The organism is Nocardia sp. CC213A, from assembly GCF_030766805.1.
GTDB lineage: Bacteria > Actinomycetota > Actinomycetes > Mycobacteriales > Mycobacteriaceae > Nocardia > Nocardia otitidiscaviarum.
In genome coordinates this window covers 19,360-34,946 of the sequence record NZ_JASFXA010000018.1, presented here as the reverse complement: position 1 = coordinate 34,946, position 15,587 = coordinate 19,360, and the positions used below count along the sequence as shown (strand labels likewise).

The following is a 15,587-nucleotide window of genomic DNA, read 5'->3' as shown; positions in this document are numbered from 1 at the left end:
GGCAGACTCCTGGGCGCGGATCAGCGATTCGGACGGCCAACCGAGTCTAGTAGTTCACGCCGACACCGCACCCCGCCGCCCCACGCGGCGAAATTACAGCACGTAGCGGCGCAGGCGGCGGGCGGCGAACTCGCGGAAGTAGGCCACCTTCTCCTCCGGGACGATGGAGGGGAGCAGGAAGTACCAGGCGCGTTCCATGCGGTTCGCCATCTGGTCGATGGAATCGGTGCTGACGGCGACGATGTGCACGCCGGTGGTCATCTCCTGCAGCAGCAGGCCGATGGTCTCAGGGTCGAGGTCCGGCTTCAGGTCGCCCTGGGCGATGGCGCGTTCGGCGAGCAAACGGTGGGTCTCACCCCAGGTCTTGGCGATGTTGTCGCCGTTCGCGCCGCGGTAGTCGCCGATCTGGTGGGTCAGTTTGAGCATGGCGCCGACCATCGGATCGTTCATGGTCAGGTCCGCGACCACGTAGGTGATCCCGATGCACGCCTCCAGGGCGGGCACGCGCGGATCGAAGAAGCCCTGGCAGGCGCTGACCAGTCGCTCATTGCCCTGGTCGACCACCGCGCGCGCCAGTTCTTCCTTCGAGCCGAAGTGAAAGTACAAGGCGCCCTTGGTCACATTCGACTGCGCGATGATCTCCGACAGGCTCGCGTTCGCGTAGCCCAGTCGCAGAAAGACATCGGCAGCACCCGCGAGCACGGAATCGCGAGTGATCTCCGCACGCGCTTGCCTAGCCATCAGATCCGCCTGTCATCAAACCAGCCATCCTGAAGTAGACCGACATCCCGAAGTAGACCGACATCACAGCTCGAACAGCACTCGAAGGATGGGTGAACCGTACCACCCGACTGCGCGCCGCCAGCCGATTCGAGCATTCGGCCCGTCCTCCTTCGCAATTCGCTGGTTAACTGTCCAGTTCCGCCCCCGCATAACCGACATTTCACGTGACCGTGTTCATACCCCTTTGCGGGCGGGCCATTCCGACGCCAGCTTGGGGTCCGCTTCCAAATGTGTGAGACCGTTCCAGCACAGATTCACCAGGTGCGCGGCGACCACTTCCTTGGAGGGCTGCCGTTCGTCCAGCCACCAGGTGGCCGCGGTCGCCACCATGCCGACCAGCGCCTGCGCGTACAGGGTCGCGAGGCTCGTATCGAAACCTCGCTTTTCGAAATCCCCGGCGAGTATGTGCGCCACCTGATTCACCGCCTCGTTGAGCAGGCTGGAGTAGGTGCCCTCGGCGGCGGAGGCGGGCTGGTCGCGCATGAGGATGCGGAACCCGTCGGTGCGCTCCTCCATATAGGTGAGCAACGCCAGCGCCACCTGTTCCAGCCGCACCCGCGACCGGTTCTGGGTGAGGGAGGCGGTGATCATGTCGAGCAAGGTGGACATCTCGCGGTCCACCACCACCGCGTACAACCCTTCCTTACCCCCGAAATGCTCGTACACCACGGGTTTCGAGACCTGGGCCCGCTGCGCGATCTCCTCTATCGACGTCGCGTCGTAGCCCCGCTCGGCGAACAGCGCCCGCCCGATCTCGATCAGCTGCTGCCGTCGCTGGGTCCCGGTCATGCGCGGGCGCGACACGCGGTTCCCCTCACCCGAACCCACCGCTTCGCCTCCCTGCGATCCAACCGACTGTCCTACAACTGTTTCAGATCGTGCCGCCTCGGCGCTCATCCACCCGTGCGATTCGCTCCTTCGCGTTCGTGAAACGCAACAACTGATCTAGCATGGTTCCGGGTAACTCACCGGGAACGACCAAAACTCGGCCACGTCGTCCACCGCCGGTCCACGGCGAGGGTCGCGGAGCACCCTACGACCGGCGAACGACGCGGGGCGGCGGGGGAGAGTGGCGGGTGGCCGCGTCTTCATGCGAGGATCGTTCCCGCATGCCATGACGCACGGGCGTACCAAACGGTCCGCCGGTGTGCAATCCGCCGTAGTGTAATGGCAGCACAACTGATTTTGGTTCAGTTTGTCCAGGTTCGAGTCCTGGCGGCGGAGCAAGTCTTGCCAACGGGAAGGCCATGTGCCCACCACGACAGCCCCACTAACGATGACAGGCAGCCGAGGGAGATCCATGCCACAGCAGACCGCCGTCGTCGTTCTCGCCGCCGGAGCCGGAACCCGAATGCGGTCCAAGACCCCCAAGGTATTGCACCCACTGGGCGGCCGAAGCATGCTCGCGCACGCGCTGCATGCGGCGAACGAGATCGACCCCGCGCATCTCATCACCGTGGTCGGGCACGACCGCGAACAAGTGGGAGCGGCCGTCGGGCGGGTGAGCGCGGAACTCGGACGTGAGGTCACCCTCGCCGTGCAGGAGGAGCAGCGCGGCACCGGGCACGCGGTGCAGTGCGCGCTCACCGCCCTGCCCGCCGACTTCTCCGGCGACCTGCTGGTCACCTACGCCGATGTGCCCCTGCTCGACGGGCACACCCTCAACGCCCTGCTCGACGAGCACCGCAGCTACGCCGACAGCTCCGCGGTCACCGTGCTCACCTTCGAACCCGACGACCCGAACGGCTACGGCCGCATCGTGCGCGACGCCGACGGCCGCGTACTCGAGATCGTGGAGCACGCCGACGCCACCCCCGAACAGGCCGCCATCACCGAGGTCAACTCGGGCGTCTACGTGTTCGACGCCGCGGTGCTGCGGGTCATGATCGGCCGCATCGACACCGCCAACGCCCGGCACGAGCTGTACCTCACCGATGTGCTGAAGCTGGCCCGCGAGGCCGGGCACGCGGTGCACGGGGCGCGGCTGCTGGACTGGGCCAAGGTCACCGGCGTCAACGACCGGGTGCAGCTGGCCGAGGCCGGGCGCACGCTCAACCGCTACATCGTGGAGCGGCACATGCGCTCCGGGGTCACCGTCATCGACCCGGCCACCACCTGGATCGACGCCGGTGTGCGCATCGGCCGCGACGCCGTGATCCGGCCGGGCGTACAGCTGTTGGGCGACACCGTGATCGGCGAGGACGCCGAGATCGGGCCGGACAGCACCCTCACCGATGTGGTGGTCGGCGACGGCGCGCGGGTGGTGCGCACCCACGGCGACGGCGCGACCATCGGGGCGGGCGCGACTATCGGACCCTTCACCTATCTGCGGCCGGGCACCGTGGTCGGGGTCTCCGGCAAGCTCGGAGCGTTCGTCGAAACCAAGAACGCCACCATCGGCGCGCATTCCAAGGTTCCGCACCTGACCTACGTCGGAGATGCGACGATAGGCGAGCACAGCAACATCGGCGCGTCCAGCGTCTTCGTCAACTACGACGGGGTGAAGAAGCACCACACGGTGGTCGGATCCCATGTGCGCACGGGCAGCGACACCATGTTCGTGGCACCGGTGACGGTGGGTGACGGGGCGTATACCGCGGCGGGTACTGTGCTGCGTAGAAACGTCCCCCCGGGTGCGCTCGCCGTGTCCGGTGGTGCGCAGCGCAATATGGAGGGCTGGGTGCAGCGCAACCGGCCCGGCACGGAAGCCGCCCGCGCGGCCGAGGCCGCTCTCGCGGCCGCAGACACAACCAACGAGCAAAAGGATGGCGAACGTCAGTGACCGCGTTCTCTACCGACAACCAGAAGAACCTGATGCTGTTCTCGGGACGCGCTCATCCCGAGTTGGCGGAGGAGGTGGCCAAGGCACTCGATGTCCACGTCACCCCGCAGACCGCCCGGGACTTCGCCAATGGCGAGACCTTCGTCCGGTTCGAGGAATCGGTGCGCGGCTCCGACGCCTTCGTCATCCAGAGCTTCCCGGCTCCGCTGAACCAGTGGGTCATGGAGCACCTGATCATGCTGGACGCGCTCAAGCGCGGTTCGGCCAAGCGGATCACCTCGGTGCTGCCGTTCTACCCCTACGCCCGCCAGGACAAGAAGCACCGCGGCCGCGAACCCATCTCCGCCCGCCTGATCGCGGACCTGCTCAAGACCGCGGGCGCGGACCGCATCATCACCGTCGACCTGCACACCGATCAGATCCAGGGCTTCTTCGACGGCCCGGTCGATCACATGCACGCACAGGTGCAGCTGGTCGAGCACATTCGCAACAACTACCCGCTGGAGAACGTCACCGTCGTCTCCCCCGACGCGGGCCGGGTGAAGGTGGCCGAGAAGTGGGCCAACGCGCTGGCCGACGCGCCGATGGCGTTCATCCACAAGACCCGCGACCCGCTGGTGCCCAACCAGGTGGTGGCCAACCGCGTGGTCGGTGAGGTCGAAGGCCGCACCTGCATCCTGATCGACGACATGATCGACACCGGCGGCACCATCGCCGGCGCGGTGAACGTGCTCAAGGAGGCGGGCGCGACCGATGTGGTCATCGCCGCCACCCACGGCATCCTCTCCAGCCCGGCCGCCGAGCGGCTGGCGAAGTGCGGGGCGAAGGAGGTCGTGGTCACCAATACGCTGCCGCTGACCGAGGAGAAGAAGTTCCCGACGCTGACCGTGCTGTCGATCGCGCCGCTGCTGGCGCAGACCATCCGCGAGGTGTTCGAGAACGGTTCCGTCACCGGACTTTTCAACGGCAACGCCTGAGGTTCGCAGGGCAAACCCCCGGCACCGATATCGGTGCCGGGGGTTTGCCGTTTCCGGGGCGGTTTTCCGGTAGCGTTGAGCCGAAGCAGGTGATCACCTGTTTGCTGCCGATGTGCTGTAGCACGGAGAGGTGGTGGCCCATGGCCGATGACGACGACCAGTTGATGGACGAGGTCCTCGACATGGACGATGACGACACCGACCTCGACTACGACCTCGGCGACGACGACCAGGCCGACGAGGTCCGCGAGTACGAGCGCTACATCGCCGACCCGCCGGAAGACCTGATCATCCGCAATCGCGAGAACGACGACCACGGCCGTCTCGGCATCGAGAGCGAACTCGACCAGGAGTGGACGCGCCGCCGGCGACGCGAGGAAGCACGCGCCGAGGACGACCGGCCCGCCGAGGTCGCGGCCCTCGAGATCGTGGACGAACCGGGCGACTGAACCGGCGCTCTTTCGCCGAAACCACCTGCGCTGTGATACCCATGGAAAGCGTTCACAGCACCAGTGAGGAGGGCGCGTCATGAGCACCCCACCGAACGACCCGAAGGCCGGTGACGAGCCGGGAGACGACGTGACACGGCGCATTCCGGACTCCGCGCCCGGTGTGCCACAGTACGGGCTGCCCGGGCAGGACCCGGAGGCTCCCGGCGGTTCGGATACCGGGGAGCGTCCGTCCGACAGCGGTACCCCGTCTCTCCAGAAGGGGGCGCCGCCGTCCGGAGAGAGCGCGCCGCCGTCCAGGGAGACCCAGCCGTCGTCCGGAGAGGCCCAGCCGCCGTCAGGGGCAGGCGCACCGTCGTCCTGGGAGAGCGCGCCGCCGCCCGGTCAGTACCCGCAGCCGCCGCAGTACCCCGCGGGCGGGCAGTACGGCTCCCGGCCGGGTGATCAGGCCCAGGGTGGGTATCCGCAGCCGTACGGACAGCCCGCCGAACAACCGCCGTATGGGCAACAACCCTACGGTCAGCCGGGATACGGGCAGCAGCAGCCCGGGTATGGGCAACAGCCCTATGGGCAGCAGCAGCCCGGGTACGGGCAGCAGCCTTACGGCCAGCAGCCTTACGGCCAGCAGGGCTACCAGCCGTATCCGCAGCAGGCATACGGCACGCCGCAGCAGCCCCGCACCCAGATCTTCTCCATCATCGGATTCGTCTGCGCGGGGATCGCGCTGCTGTTCTGTCCGCCCGGATTCGGTATCGCGGGCATCATCCTGGGCGTGGTGGGCAACAGCAAGGGCGAACCGCTGGGCAAGTGGGCGGCCATCGCCTCCGGTGTCTGCATGGTCCTCGGCCTCCTCATCGGGTTCGCCATCGTCGGCACCGATCTGGTGTCCAACTGATCGCGATGGAGTTCACCGGATTTCCGCTCGCCGGACTCGACTTCTACGAGGACCTCGAGGCCGACAACTCCAAGACCTTCTGGAATGCGCACAAGCGGATCTGGGAGGAGTCGGTGCGCGACCCCATGCGGGCGCTGGCGGCCGAGCTGGAACCGGACTTCGGCCCGGCCAAGATCTTCCGGCCGTACCGGGACGTGCGGTTCTCGAAGGACAAGTCGCCGTACAAGAACCACCAGGGTGCGGTGGTGCACACCGCCGAATCGTGCGGATGGTACGTGCAGATCGGCGCGGGCGGCCTGTTCGTGGCGGGCGGGCTGTACACGGCCTCGCCCGCCCAGCGGGCCGCCCTGCGCACCGCCATCGACGACGCGGTGCGCGGGGCGGAACTGGAACGCCTGCTCGACCAGGTGAATGCCGCCGGATACACCATCGGCGGCGACAAGCTGAGGACGAAACCCAAGGGTTTCACCGCCGACCACCCCCGCATCGACCTGCTGCGCCACCAATCCCTCGTCGCCACCCGGGATTTCGGCGCACCCGCCTGGTTGACCACCGCGAAGGCCGCCGGGCAGGTGCGCACCGCCTGGGAGGACCTGCGGCCCCTGGTGGAATGGCTGGCAGCGGTCACGGCCCAGCGCTGACCACGTCCACACAGCGGCCACCTCAGCCCCTCACCACACCACAAACCCGCTCCGAATCCACCACTCCGCCACCATCAGCCGCCCCACCGCGACCCGACAAAGTCCACGCGATACGCCGCAGACCGGCAATTGTCCGCCGTAGCGCTGTCGTAGCCGCCCACCGCGTTCCCGCTACCGTCGCCCGCTGCGGTCTCGCCGTTCGGCACGCCGTGGGTCCGCCGCCCTTCAGCACACCGCCCGCGATCCCATCGCGCGGCACACCGCAGTAGCGCCTCTGCGCGGCAACTCGGCCCTCCTGCCTACCCGCCACACTGCGGCGTTCGCACGCGATCAGGTGGCGCACCAGACCGGGCAGGACCGCATCGAGGCCGCGCAGATCACCCGGTTCTCCCGCAATCAGATCGTCCAGCTGGTGCTGCTCATCGGCCTGGTGTACATGGCCTACCCATATATCAGCGCGGTGCCGACCTTCACCCCGGTGGTCAGCGTCGCTCGGCCGGGTGATCAGCGCCGCTCGGCGAGTACGAGCGCGAAGCGGCTGTCCGGGTCGGTCCATACCCGCTCGGTGGCGAAACCCGCTGCGTCCAGTTCGGTTTCGAGTCCTTCGCGGCGGAACTTGGCGGAGATTTCGGTGCGCATCTGCTCGCCCGCGGCGAAATCGACGGTGAGGTCGAGGTCGCGGACCGTCACGGTCATGGACTCGGTGGCCTCCAGGCGCATTTCGATCCACTCGTTGTCGGTGTCCCACCGCGCTACATGGGCGAACTTCTCCGGATCGAAGTCGGCGTTCAGTCGAGAGTTCAGCACTCGCAGCACATTCCGGTTGAACTCCGCGGTGACTCCGGCGGCGTCGTCGTAGGCGGGCACCAGGACCGCCGGGTCGATGACCAGTCCCGCACCGAGCAGCAGCTGTTCCCCTGGCTCCAGCACGGCGTGGATTCCGGCCAGGAACTCGGCGCGCTCGGCGGGAACCAGATTGCCGATGGTGCCGCCGAGGAAGGCGATCATGCGCCGTCCGCCGCGCGGCAGATTGTCCAGGGTGGCGGTGAAATCGCTGACCACGCCGTGTACGGCGAGCGCGGGGAACTCGGCGGCGATCTCATCCGCCGCCGACCGCAGCGCGGTGGCCGACACATCCTGCGGCACATATGTTTTCAGCGGACCCTCGGCGCTCAACGCACTGAGCAGCAGACGGGTCTTGGCGGCCGATCCGGCCCCCAGCTCCACCAGCACCTCGGCCTGCGCCGTGCGCGCGATCTCCCCCACCACCCGCTCCAGCAGCGCCCGCTCGGTGCGCGTCGGGTAGTACTCGGGCAGTTCGGTGATGAGTTCGAACAGTTCACTGCCGCGCGCGTCGTAGAACCATTTGGGCGGCAGCCATTTCGGTGTCGCCGTGAGCCCGGTCCGGGCGTCCGACCGCAGCGCCGCGGTCAGGTCGTCGTCGGTCAGATGAATCTCCAGCGTCGCGGCAGTCATGAGCGCGCCCTTTCCGTTTCGATAGCCAGGTCCTCCACGACCAGCCGCCCCGGCCCCGCGACGACCACCTGGCGATCGGCGATCGCCCGCCACCGTGGATCGTCGTCGTAGGGCTCCGAGGCGACAATCGCGGAAGTGTCGGTGACCAGCACCGACAACGAGTGGTGCCACGTCGTGGCCCACCAGGTCTCCCCGTCCCCCAGCAGCAGATTCAGCCGAGCTTTCGGCGACCGCCGTAGGACCGCCGCCATGACCAGCCGCAGCGCGGCAGCCGGATCGACGCCCGCCCCCGGGCCGAGAACACCGGGTTCCCGCACGGCCGCGCTCGGCGGGTCCCCCTGCCCCCGCGTGACCACTTCCGCGGCGCGGCCAGCGCCGGAATCGCCCCGCGCCGACGTCGCACGAGCCGAATCGAGCGCAACGGTACGAGCCACCGCGGGTGCGAGGTCGCGCGCTGCCCGCGCGCCGCCCGGCTCACCAGCGGCGATCCCGCTGTCCGGAGCCCCGCTGTCACCGTCCCCGTTATGAGCAGCTCCGCCACGGGCGACCCCGCTCACACCGGCCGAGCTGTCGTCTCCGCGGCCCGCGCCGACTCCGTTGTCACCGCGTACCCATTCACGCTGCCGCGCTGTCGAGGTCCGCACGTGCGCAATGGATTCGGCGTCGCCGCCGGATGTCCGATCGAGCAGGTCGTGCAGGATCACCCAGAGAACGGCGGAGTCGGTCAGCGACTCCGCCTCCAGCAACGGCGGCGCACCGAACTCCGCCGCGGTATCGGCCAGCACGTCGCGCCACCCCGGAATGGCCCCGTTGTGGCTGAACGCCCAGCGACCACGAACGAAGGGCGCGCAGGCCCCCCGGTCCAGCGGCAGCCCGACCGTCGCCGAGCGCACCGCACCCAGCACCGCCGTGGAGCGGATCTGCGGCAGCACCTCGTCCACGGCCGGATCGGTCCAGATCGGCGCGGCATTGCGGTAACGGCTGACCGACAACGCCCCCGCCCCACCACGATTACCCGCACCGGATTCGCCGACACCGGCCGTGCCGGACCCGCCACCGCCATCGGCCGCTGCGGGGGTGGTGCCGCCACCGGGCGACGCGGAACCATGCTCGGGGTCCGCTGTGTCGGGATCCGACTTCGGGTGTCCGAGCCGAGGTGGTTCGCCCGATTGGTGGGGGGAACTGTATTCGATGTCCGATCGCCGCGGTGCGACCGTCGCCGCATCCGCTGTGTCCGGGTATGCGGCCGTTTCAGGCTCGGCGCGGGCGAAGGCGGTCACGTCCGGGGCGGTGCCGCCGTGCCAGGCGGTGCCCGCGCCGTGGTCGGCGGGGGCCGCCGCGGTGGGAAGCCACCAGGCCAGGCCGAAGCCGTCGGCATTGATGGTGCCGCCGCCGCGCATGTCGCGGGGTGCCCAGGACTGGGTGCGCAGGGAGTGCGGGCCGCGGGTGAGCAGGTCGCCGACGGGGATCGACGGGCCGACGTAGCCGATGTGGCGGCACATCAGCGGTCGTCCGATCGCAGGTCGCGGGCCAGGCGGAAGCCGGAGAAGATCTGGCGGCGGATGGGGTGGTCCCAGTTGCGGAAGGTGGCGCGGCAGGCCACCGGGTCCGCGCCGAAGGAGCCGCCGCGCAGCACCCGGTAGTCACCCCCGAAGAAGACCTCGGAGTATTCGCGATAGGGGAAGGCGCGGAAACCCGGATAGGGGTCGAAACCGGAGGCGGTCCACTCCCAGACGTCACCGACGAGCTGGTGGACGCCGAGCGGTGACGCACCGGCGGGATACGCGCCGACCTCCGCCGGTTCCAGGTACCGCTGCCCGAGATTGGCGGTGGCCTCGGAGGGTTCGTCCTCGCCCCACGGATAGCGCTGGGAGCGGCCGGTATTCGGATCGAATCGGGCCGCCTTCTCCCATTCCGCCTCGGTGGGCAGTCGCTTGCCCGCCCAGGTGGCGTACGCCTCGGCCTCGAACCAGCACACGTGCACCACCGGCTGCCGCGGCCGCACCGGGGCCATGGTGCCGAAAACCCTTCGCCACCACCGGCCGCCGCCGTCCTGCTCCCAGAACTGCGGTGCCACCAACCCGGCTTCGATCCGGTGCGCCCAGCCGTGCTCGGACCACAGCTCAGGCCGGTCGTAGCCGCCGTCGGCGATGAACTCCAGATACTGCTCGTTGGTGACCGGTGCGGCGTCGATGGCGAAGCCCGGCACCCACACCGGATGCGCGGGCCGCTCGTTGTCCAGTGCCCACGGATCGGTGTCGGTGCCCATGGTGAATTCGCCCGCCGGGATCACGATCTCCCCGCTCACCGGCACCCGCGCCGACGGTGCGGGCGGTGCCGAGAGCACCGCCTCCCCCGTCCGCAGCTGATGCGTGGCCAGCATGGTCTCGTCGTGCTGCTGCTCGTGCTGGGCGATCATGCCGAACGCGAACCCCTGCTCGACCAGCTCACCACCGTGTAAGGGACTGCGGTCCAGCACATCCCACACCTTGTCCCGCACGGTGCCCACGTACGTGCGGGCCTCCGACGGCGACAGCAGCGGCAGCGCCGGACGATTCGCTCGCGCGTGCTTGAACGCGTCGTACAGTTCGTCGATATCGGCGCGCACCGGCTCGCGCCCGCCCACATCGCGGACCAGCCAGAGTTCCTCCTGATTGCCGATATGCGCCAGATCCCACACCAGCGGGCTCATGATGCGCGAATGCTGGGCCACGAGTTCGGCCTCGTCCACGCAGTCGGTGAGGGCGATGGTGCGCCGCCGGGCCCGTTCCAGCACGTCGGCGATCCGTCCGCGCAGCCGTTCGGTCTCGGCGCGATCGCTGCCGGATAGGTGAATCGTCATGAGAGAGCTCCGAATTCCTCGGTCGGGCTGATACCTCGCGCGCTGCGCCGCGCCGCCGCCGCGAGTTCCGCGGCGGCCTCGGGTGTCGCGGCGTGCGCGGCGGCGAGTTCGAGCAGTTCCACGGCGGCCGTCCGCAGTTCCGGATCGTCCAGTCCGCCGCGCGCGGCCTCGGGCCAGCGCCCGGCGGTCGGTGCGGCCACGGCCGTCGCCTCCGCCACCACGGCGGGGGTCGACAGCAGTGCCTCCACGGCGTGGATGGGCACCGTCCACCCGGCACCGGGCTGCGCGTCGATATACCGGACCTCCAGATGCCCGGAGGCCCGCACCGGCGGGAACAGCGTGGTCAGGTGGTAGTCGAGGTCGGCGAGATCGGGTCGCCGCCCGATCTCGTCGTCCAGCGCACCGCACAGCCAGTCCGCGAAGGTCGCCTCCGGTGGCGCCGACCAGTCCCCGCCGTCGCAGCGCACGCACAGCAGCGGGACATCGAGGGCCCAGCGCGCGTAACCGCTGACCGGATCCGCCCATTCGTGCACCGGCGGCCGGGTGCGCGGATTGTCCAACCGCAGCCAGGTGCGCATCCGCTGCGACGCCCACTCCCCCTGCGGCGCGCCGTGCAGCGCCGGAGAACAGGCGAAGGCGGCGACCAGCGCCGGACCGATGGTGTAGAGGGCGGTCCAGCGGGCCGAGACCTCCGCGGCATCGGCCCCCGCGTCCACGCTGACCTGGGTGGCGGCGGTATTGCACATCATGAGCAGGCCGTAGGGCCCGATACCGGCGAAGGCCCGCTCCATGGCGCGGTAACGCGGCAGCCGCAGCACCCGCCGGGCCGCGCGCTCGGCGTCGGCGGCGGCGGAATAGGTTCGGATACCTCGGAATTCGAGCAGCTCCCGCAGCAGGGAGGCGTCGTATCGCAGGCGCTCACACAGTTCCGCGGCATTCGGGAAAGGGGCGCTGGACAATTCGATCTGGCCACCCGGCTCCAGGGTGACCCGGCTTCCCCCGGGCAGTTCGACGGCCGGAGAATCGGGGGAAATGGACTGTGGCGCATAGGGTCCCAGCGCGTCCGCGAGCACAGTCGGGTCCGGACGCGAATCACGGGCCGAACACTCACCCCGGGCGGTGAGCCACTCCAGTTCGGCTCCGATGAGCGCCGGTGGACCGAGCTTGAAGCAGACACCTCCGATATACGCCTCGGCCGCGGCCCGGGAGGACAGCCCTACCTCGGGTGCGGAATCCGCACGCGCATCCGTGAGCACCGTGCCCGGCGGCTTCGTGCGGGATGCGGTCACAGCCATGTCAACCTCCGCTCTCGGGTCGGGGCGACGCACGCCGACCAAACCAGAGTAGCGACGGTGTCCGACACCAAAAGTGACGAAATGGGGAACACCGCAGGCCGGACGGTTGATTCCGAGTCACCATCATGTCTGATTCCGACCAAACGAACGGGTCTTTCCGGACCAGTCGATATGGTCGATGACATGCTGAATCTCTCCGAATTGCGCGCCGACACCCCCGGTTGCGAGGGGCAGGTATTCCTCGACAGCGCCGGTTCCTCCCTGCCGCCGCGCACGGTCGTCGACACCGCCATCGCCCATCTGCGCCGCGAAGCGGAGATCGGCGGCTACCGCGCCGCCAATGAACGCCTCGACGACCTGCACGCCGTCAAGACCGCGATCGGCGCGCTGATCAACGCCGACGCCGACGCCATCGCGCTCAGCGACAGCGCCAGCCGGGCGTGGAGCGACTTCTTCTACTCGGTGCCGCTGGGGCCGGGCGACCGCATCCTCATCTCGGGCACGGACTACGGCAGCAATGCCATCGCGGCGCTCCAGCGCGCCCGCCGCAGCGGGGCCACGGTGGAGGCCATCCCCGGTGACGGCAGCGGCCAACTCGATCTGGACGCCCTCGCGAGCATGCTGGACGAGCGGGTGAAGCTGGTGTCGCTGGTGCATGTGCCCACCAACGGCGGCCTGGTCAACCCCGTCGCCGACGCCACCCGCATCGCGCACCGGGCGGGCGCGCTGGTGCTGCTGGACGCCTGCCAGTCCACCGGGCAGCTCCCCCTCGACGTGGCCGAACTCGAGGTGGACGCGCTGTCGGCCACCGGCCGCAAATGGCTGCGCGGCCCGCGCGGCACCGGCTTCCTGTACGTGCGCCCCGAACTCGCGGCCACCATGGAACCCGGCCGCCTGGATCTGCACAGCGCCGAATGGACCGCGCCGCACGACTACCGCCTGGCCGACGGGGCGAAGCGCTTCGAGTTCTGGGAGTGCGACGTGGCCGCCCGCCTCGCCCTGGGCGCGGCCGTGCGGTACCTGCTCGACCTCGGCCCGACCCAGGTCTACCAGGCCATCGCCGAACGCGCCGAGTACCTGCGCAAGGCACTGGCCGAGATCGGCGGCGTCACCGTGCACGACCGCGGCACCCAGCACGCGGGCATCGTGTCCTTCACCGTCGCCGGTTACGAGCCCGCGGACGTGCGCGATCGGCTCGCCGCCGAATCGGTCACCGTCACCGTGAGCCAGCGCGGATCCACCCTGCTCGATATGACCGCCCGCGACCTGCGCGCGGTGGTCCGCGCCGCGCCGCACTGCTTCGTCAGCTTCGACGACCTGGACCGATTCGTCGCAGCGGTCACGACACTCACGAAACGAACCAATCGGTAACACGCCGACGTACACCCTCCTGTTGGGCGAAACCGGGTTAACAGACCCGCGTGTCGGCGGGATAGTGGGAGTGTCCCCGACCGCGGAGACAGGGTGAGGGAGTGCGACGTGAGCCGGTTCACCGAGGAAATGTATGCGACGGCGCGGACATCGGTTCGCGGGCTGGTGACCGGTGAGCCGGATGCCCCGCTGCGCCAGACCTGGGGCGAGATCCATGCCATCGCCCGGCGAATGGCGGGCGGGCTGGCCGCCGCGGGCATCGGGCACCGGGACGCGGTGGGCGTGCTGGCGGGGATGCCGGTGGATATCGCCCCCGCCTGCCAGGCCGTCTGGATGCGCGGGGCGTCCATCACCATGCTGCACCAGCCGACGCCGCGCACCGATCTCGAACTCTGGGCGCGCGATACCGAGACGGTGCTGCGCATGATCGACGCCCGCGCCGTCGTCTTGGGCGCGCCCTTCGAGGCCGCCGCGCCGCTGCTGGTCGAACGCGGGATAGCGGTGGTGCTCATGGACGAGCTGCGCGACGGTGCGGATACCGATCCGCTGCCCACCGAGGAATCGGATATCGCATTGCAGCAGCTGACCTCCGGATCCACGGGTTCGCCCAAGGCGGTGCGGATCACGCACGGGAATTTCTTCGTCAATGCCTACGCCATGTTCGATCGGGTGAAATTCCAACTCGACGACGATGTGATGGTCAGCTGGCTGCCGCTGTTCCACGATATGGGAATGGTCGGATTCCTCAGTGTGCCGATGCAATTCGGCGCGGAAGTGGTGTGCGTGACACCGCTGGACTTCCTGCGGCGACCGATGCTGTGGGCGGAACTGATTTCCACGTATCGGGGAACCGTCACCGCGGCACCTAATTTCGCCTACTCGCTATTGGCCCGCAAACTGCGAATGGCCGCGGACGGCGCGGTGGATCTCAGCAGTGTGCGCTACATGTGGAACGGCGCGGAACCGGTCGATCCCGATACCATGGACGCCCTGGCCGCCGCGGGTAAACGGTTCGGACTCAACCCCATGGCGCTCACCCCCGTGTACGGCATGGCCGAAACCACGCTGGCCGTGTCGATTCCGGATCCCGGCCTCGGACAGGTGGTCGACATCGTCGACGCCGACCTGCTGGAGGCGATCGGCAAGGCGGTCCCCGTCCGGCATCCCGAACACCACTACGGCAATCTGCGCCGCCTGCCCACCCTCGGCTATCTGGTCGACAATCTGGAGGGCCGGGTGGTGGACGCCGACCGGCAGCCGCTGCCGGTGCGCTCGGTGGGCGTCATCGAATTGCGCGGTCCGGCGGTGACTTCCGGCTATGTCACCGTGGACGGCTTCCGCGGCGCGCAGGACGCGGACGGCTGGCTCGACACCGGCGATATCGGCTATTTCACCGAGGAGAATCTGGTGGTGGTGTGCGGCCGCATCAAGGATGTGATCATCATGGGCGGCCGCAACATCTTCCCCACCGATATCGAGCGAGCGGCCATGCGGGTCACCGGCGTTCGCCCCGGCAATGCGGTGGCGGTGCGCCTGGACGCGGGCCAGAAGCGCGAGAGCTTCGCCGTGGTGGTGGAGAGCAACGAGCACCAGCATCCGGAGGAGGTGCGGCGTATCGAGCACGAGGTGGTGCACGCCGTGTTCTCCGAGGTGGGCGTGCGCCCGCGCAGCGTGACCGTACTCGGCCCCGGGGCGCTGCCGAAGACCTCCTCCGGCAAACTCCGTCGCTCCGCCACCGCCACGCTGTCCCGCCCTGCGGAATCGCCAGCGCCCGACTGAACGCCGCGAACCGTCACGCACACGCACCGACGGTCGGACGCCGAACCGATTCCGGCCGCCCCCTACCGTCCACTCCGGAATCAGCCGTCACGACGACGATCTCGATTCCGGTACTCCGGCACCGGAAGTCCGCCGATCCCCCAATCCTCCAGGGCCACTTCGTCGATCACGACGAAGGTGGTGGCCGGGTCCTTGTGCAGCACCCGGTTCAGCAGGTCGGTGACGCCCGCGATGAGCTCCGCCTTCTGCGCGCGGGTGACACCCTCATCGGTGACCTTGATGTTGACGTAGGGCATA

13 protein-coding genes, 1 tRNA gene and 1 pseudogene are annotated in these 15,587 nt (G+C 69.0%); 8 read left to right on the top strand and 7 right to left on the bottom strand.

The window, feature by feature from the left end:
- Nucleotides 1-93: 93 nt before the first annotated feature.
- Nucleotides 94-741, bottom strand: a complete 648-nt coding sequence (locus QJS31_RS27790) for a TetR/AcrR family transcriptional regulator (protein ID WP_029931261.1) — start codon at nucleotides 739-741, stop codon at nucleotides 94-96.
- Between the two features lie 216 nt (nucleotides 742-957).
- On the bottom strand, nucleotides 958-1,572 hold the full coding sequence (locus QJS31_RS27785) for a TetR/AcrR family transcriptional regulator (RefSeq protein WP_029931260.1): 615 nt from the start codon (nucleotides 1,570-1,572) through the stop codon (nucleotides 958-960).
- A 364-nt stretch (nucleotides 1,573-1,936) separates the two neighbouring features.
- Between QJS31_RS27785 and QJS31_RS27780 the strand changes: the two genes are divergently transcribed.
- The 6 genes from QJS31_RS27780 to QJS31_RS27755 all read left to right on the top strand — a co-directional run bounded on the left by QJS31_RS27780 (nucleotide 1,937) and on the right by QJS31_RS27755 (nucleotide 6,527).
- A tRNA-Gln gene (locus QJS31_RS27780) sits at nucleotides 1,937-2,007 on the top strand.
- 76 nt (nucleotides 2,008-2,083) lie between these two features.
- Nucleotides 2,084-3,565 (top strand): bifunctional UDP-N-acetylglucosamine diphosphorylase/glucosamine-1-phosphate N-acetyltransferase GlmU, encoded by a 1,482-nt coding sequence (glmU, locus tag QJS31_RS27775; protein ID WP_143979380.1) that lies wholly within the window; start codon nucleotides 2,084-2,086, stop codon nucleotides 3,563-3,565.
- Nucleotides 3,562-4,542: a ribose-phosphate diphosphokinase gene (locus QJS31_RS27770; protein ID WP_029931258.1), complete on the top strand. Its 981-nt coding sequence runs from the start codon at nucleotides 3,562-3,564 to the stop codon at nucleotides 4,540-4,542. The genes glmU and QJS31_RS27770 overlap by 4 nt, the downstream gene beginning before the upstream one ends.
- Nucleotides 4,543-4,682: 140 nt before the next feature.
- Nucleotides 4,683-4,991: a hypothetical protein gene (locus tag QJS31_RS27765; RefSeq protein WP_029931257.1), complete on the top strand. Its 309-nt coding sequence runs from the start codon at nucleotides 4,683-4,685 to the stop codon at nucleotides 4,989-4,991.
- A gap of 79 nt (nucleotides 4,992-5,070) precedes the next feature.
- Entirely contained in the window at nucleotides 5,071-5,886 is an 816-nt protein-coding gene (locus QJS31_RS27760) for a hypothetical protein (RefSeq protein ID WP_306358103.1), read from the top strand.
- 5 nt (nucleotides 5,887-5,891) lie between these two features.
- Nucleotides 5,892-6,527: a DUF2461 domain-containing protein gene (locus QJS31_RS27755; protein WP_306358102.1), complete on the top strand. Its 636-nt coding sequence runs from the start codon at nucleotides 5,892-5,894 to the stop codon at nucleotides 6,525-6,527.
- Nucleotides 6,528-7,031: 504 nt separating this feature from the next.
- On the opposite strand, the gene egtD is transcribed toward QJS31_RS27755, so the two are convergent.
- The 4 genes and pseudogenes from egtD to egtA all read right to left on the bottom strand — a co-directional run bounded on the left by egtD (nucleotide 7,032) and on the right by egtA (nucleotide 12,140).
- On the bottom strand, nucleotides 7,032-8,003 hold the full coding sequence (egtD, locus tag QJS31_RS27750) for an L-histidine N(alpha)-methyltransferase (RefSeq protein WP_306358101.1): 972 nt from the start codon (nucleotides 8,001-8,003) through the stop codon (nucleotides 7,032-7,034).
- 1,349 nt (nucleotides 8,004-9,352) lie between these two features.
- Nucleotides 9,353-9,505: pseudogene (locus QJS31_RS27740) on the bottom strand (ergothioneine biosynthesis protein EgtC); the annotation flags it as partial.
- Nucleotides 9,505-10,845, bottom strand: a complete 1,341-nt coding sequence (egtB, locus tag QJS31_RS27735; RefSeq protein WP_306358100.1) for an ergothioneine biosynthesis protein EgtB — start codon at nucleotides 10,843-10,845, stop codon at nucleotides 9,505-9,507. The gene egtB and the pseudogene QJS31_RS27740, both read right to left, overlap by 1 nt.
- On the bottom strand, nucleotides 10,842-12,140 hold the full coding sequence (gene egtA / locus QJS31_RS27730) for an ergothioneine biosynthesis glutamate--cysteine ligase EgtA (RefSeq protein WP_282780431.1): 1,299 nt from the start codon (nucleotides 12,138-12,140) through the stop codon (nucleotides 10,842-10,844). Before egtA ends, egtB begins: the two co-directional genes overlap by 4 nt.
- A gap of 183 nt (nucleotides 12,141-12,323) precedes the next feature.
- On the opposite strand from egtA, the gene QJS31_RS27725 reads away from it, so the two are divergent.
- Entirely contained in the window at nucleotides 12,324-13,511 is a 1,188-nt protein-coding gene (locus tag QJS31_RS27725) for an aminotransferase class V-fold PLP-dependent enzyme (protein ID WP_306358099.1), read from the top strand.
- Nucleotides 13,512-13,619: 108 nt separating this feature from the next.
- Nucleotides 13,620-15,290 carry a fatty acyl-AMP ligase gene (locus QJS31_RS27720; RefSeq protein ID WP_306358098.1) on the top strand — a complete coding sequence of 557 codons (1,671 nt, stop codon included), beginning with the start codon at nucleotides 13,620-13,622 and terminating at the stop codon, nucleotides 15,288-15,290.
- Nucleotides 15,291-15,370: 80 nt separating this feature from the next.
- Here QJS31_RS27720 and QJS31_RS27715 read toward each other — a convergent pair whose 3' ends face one another.
- Nucleotides 15,371-15,586, bottom strand: a complete 216-nt coding sequence (locus QJS31_RS27715) for a 4-oxalocrotonate tautomerase family protein (RefSeq protein ID WP_282780424.1) — start codon at nucleotides 15,584-15,586, stop codon at nucleotides 15,371-15,373.
- Nucleotide 15,587 lies beyond the last annotated feature (1 nt).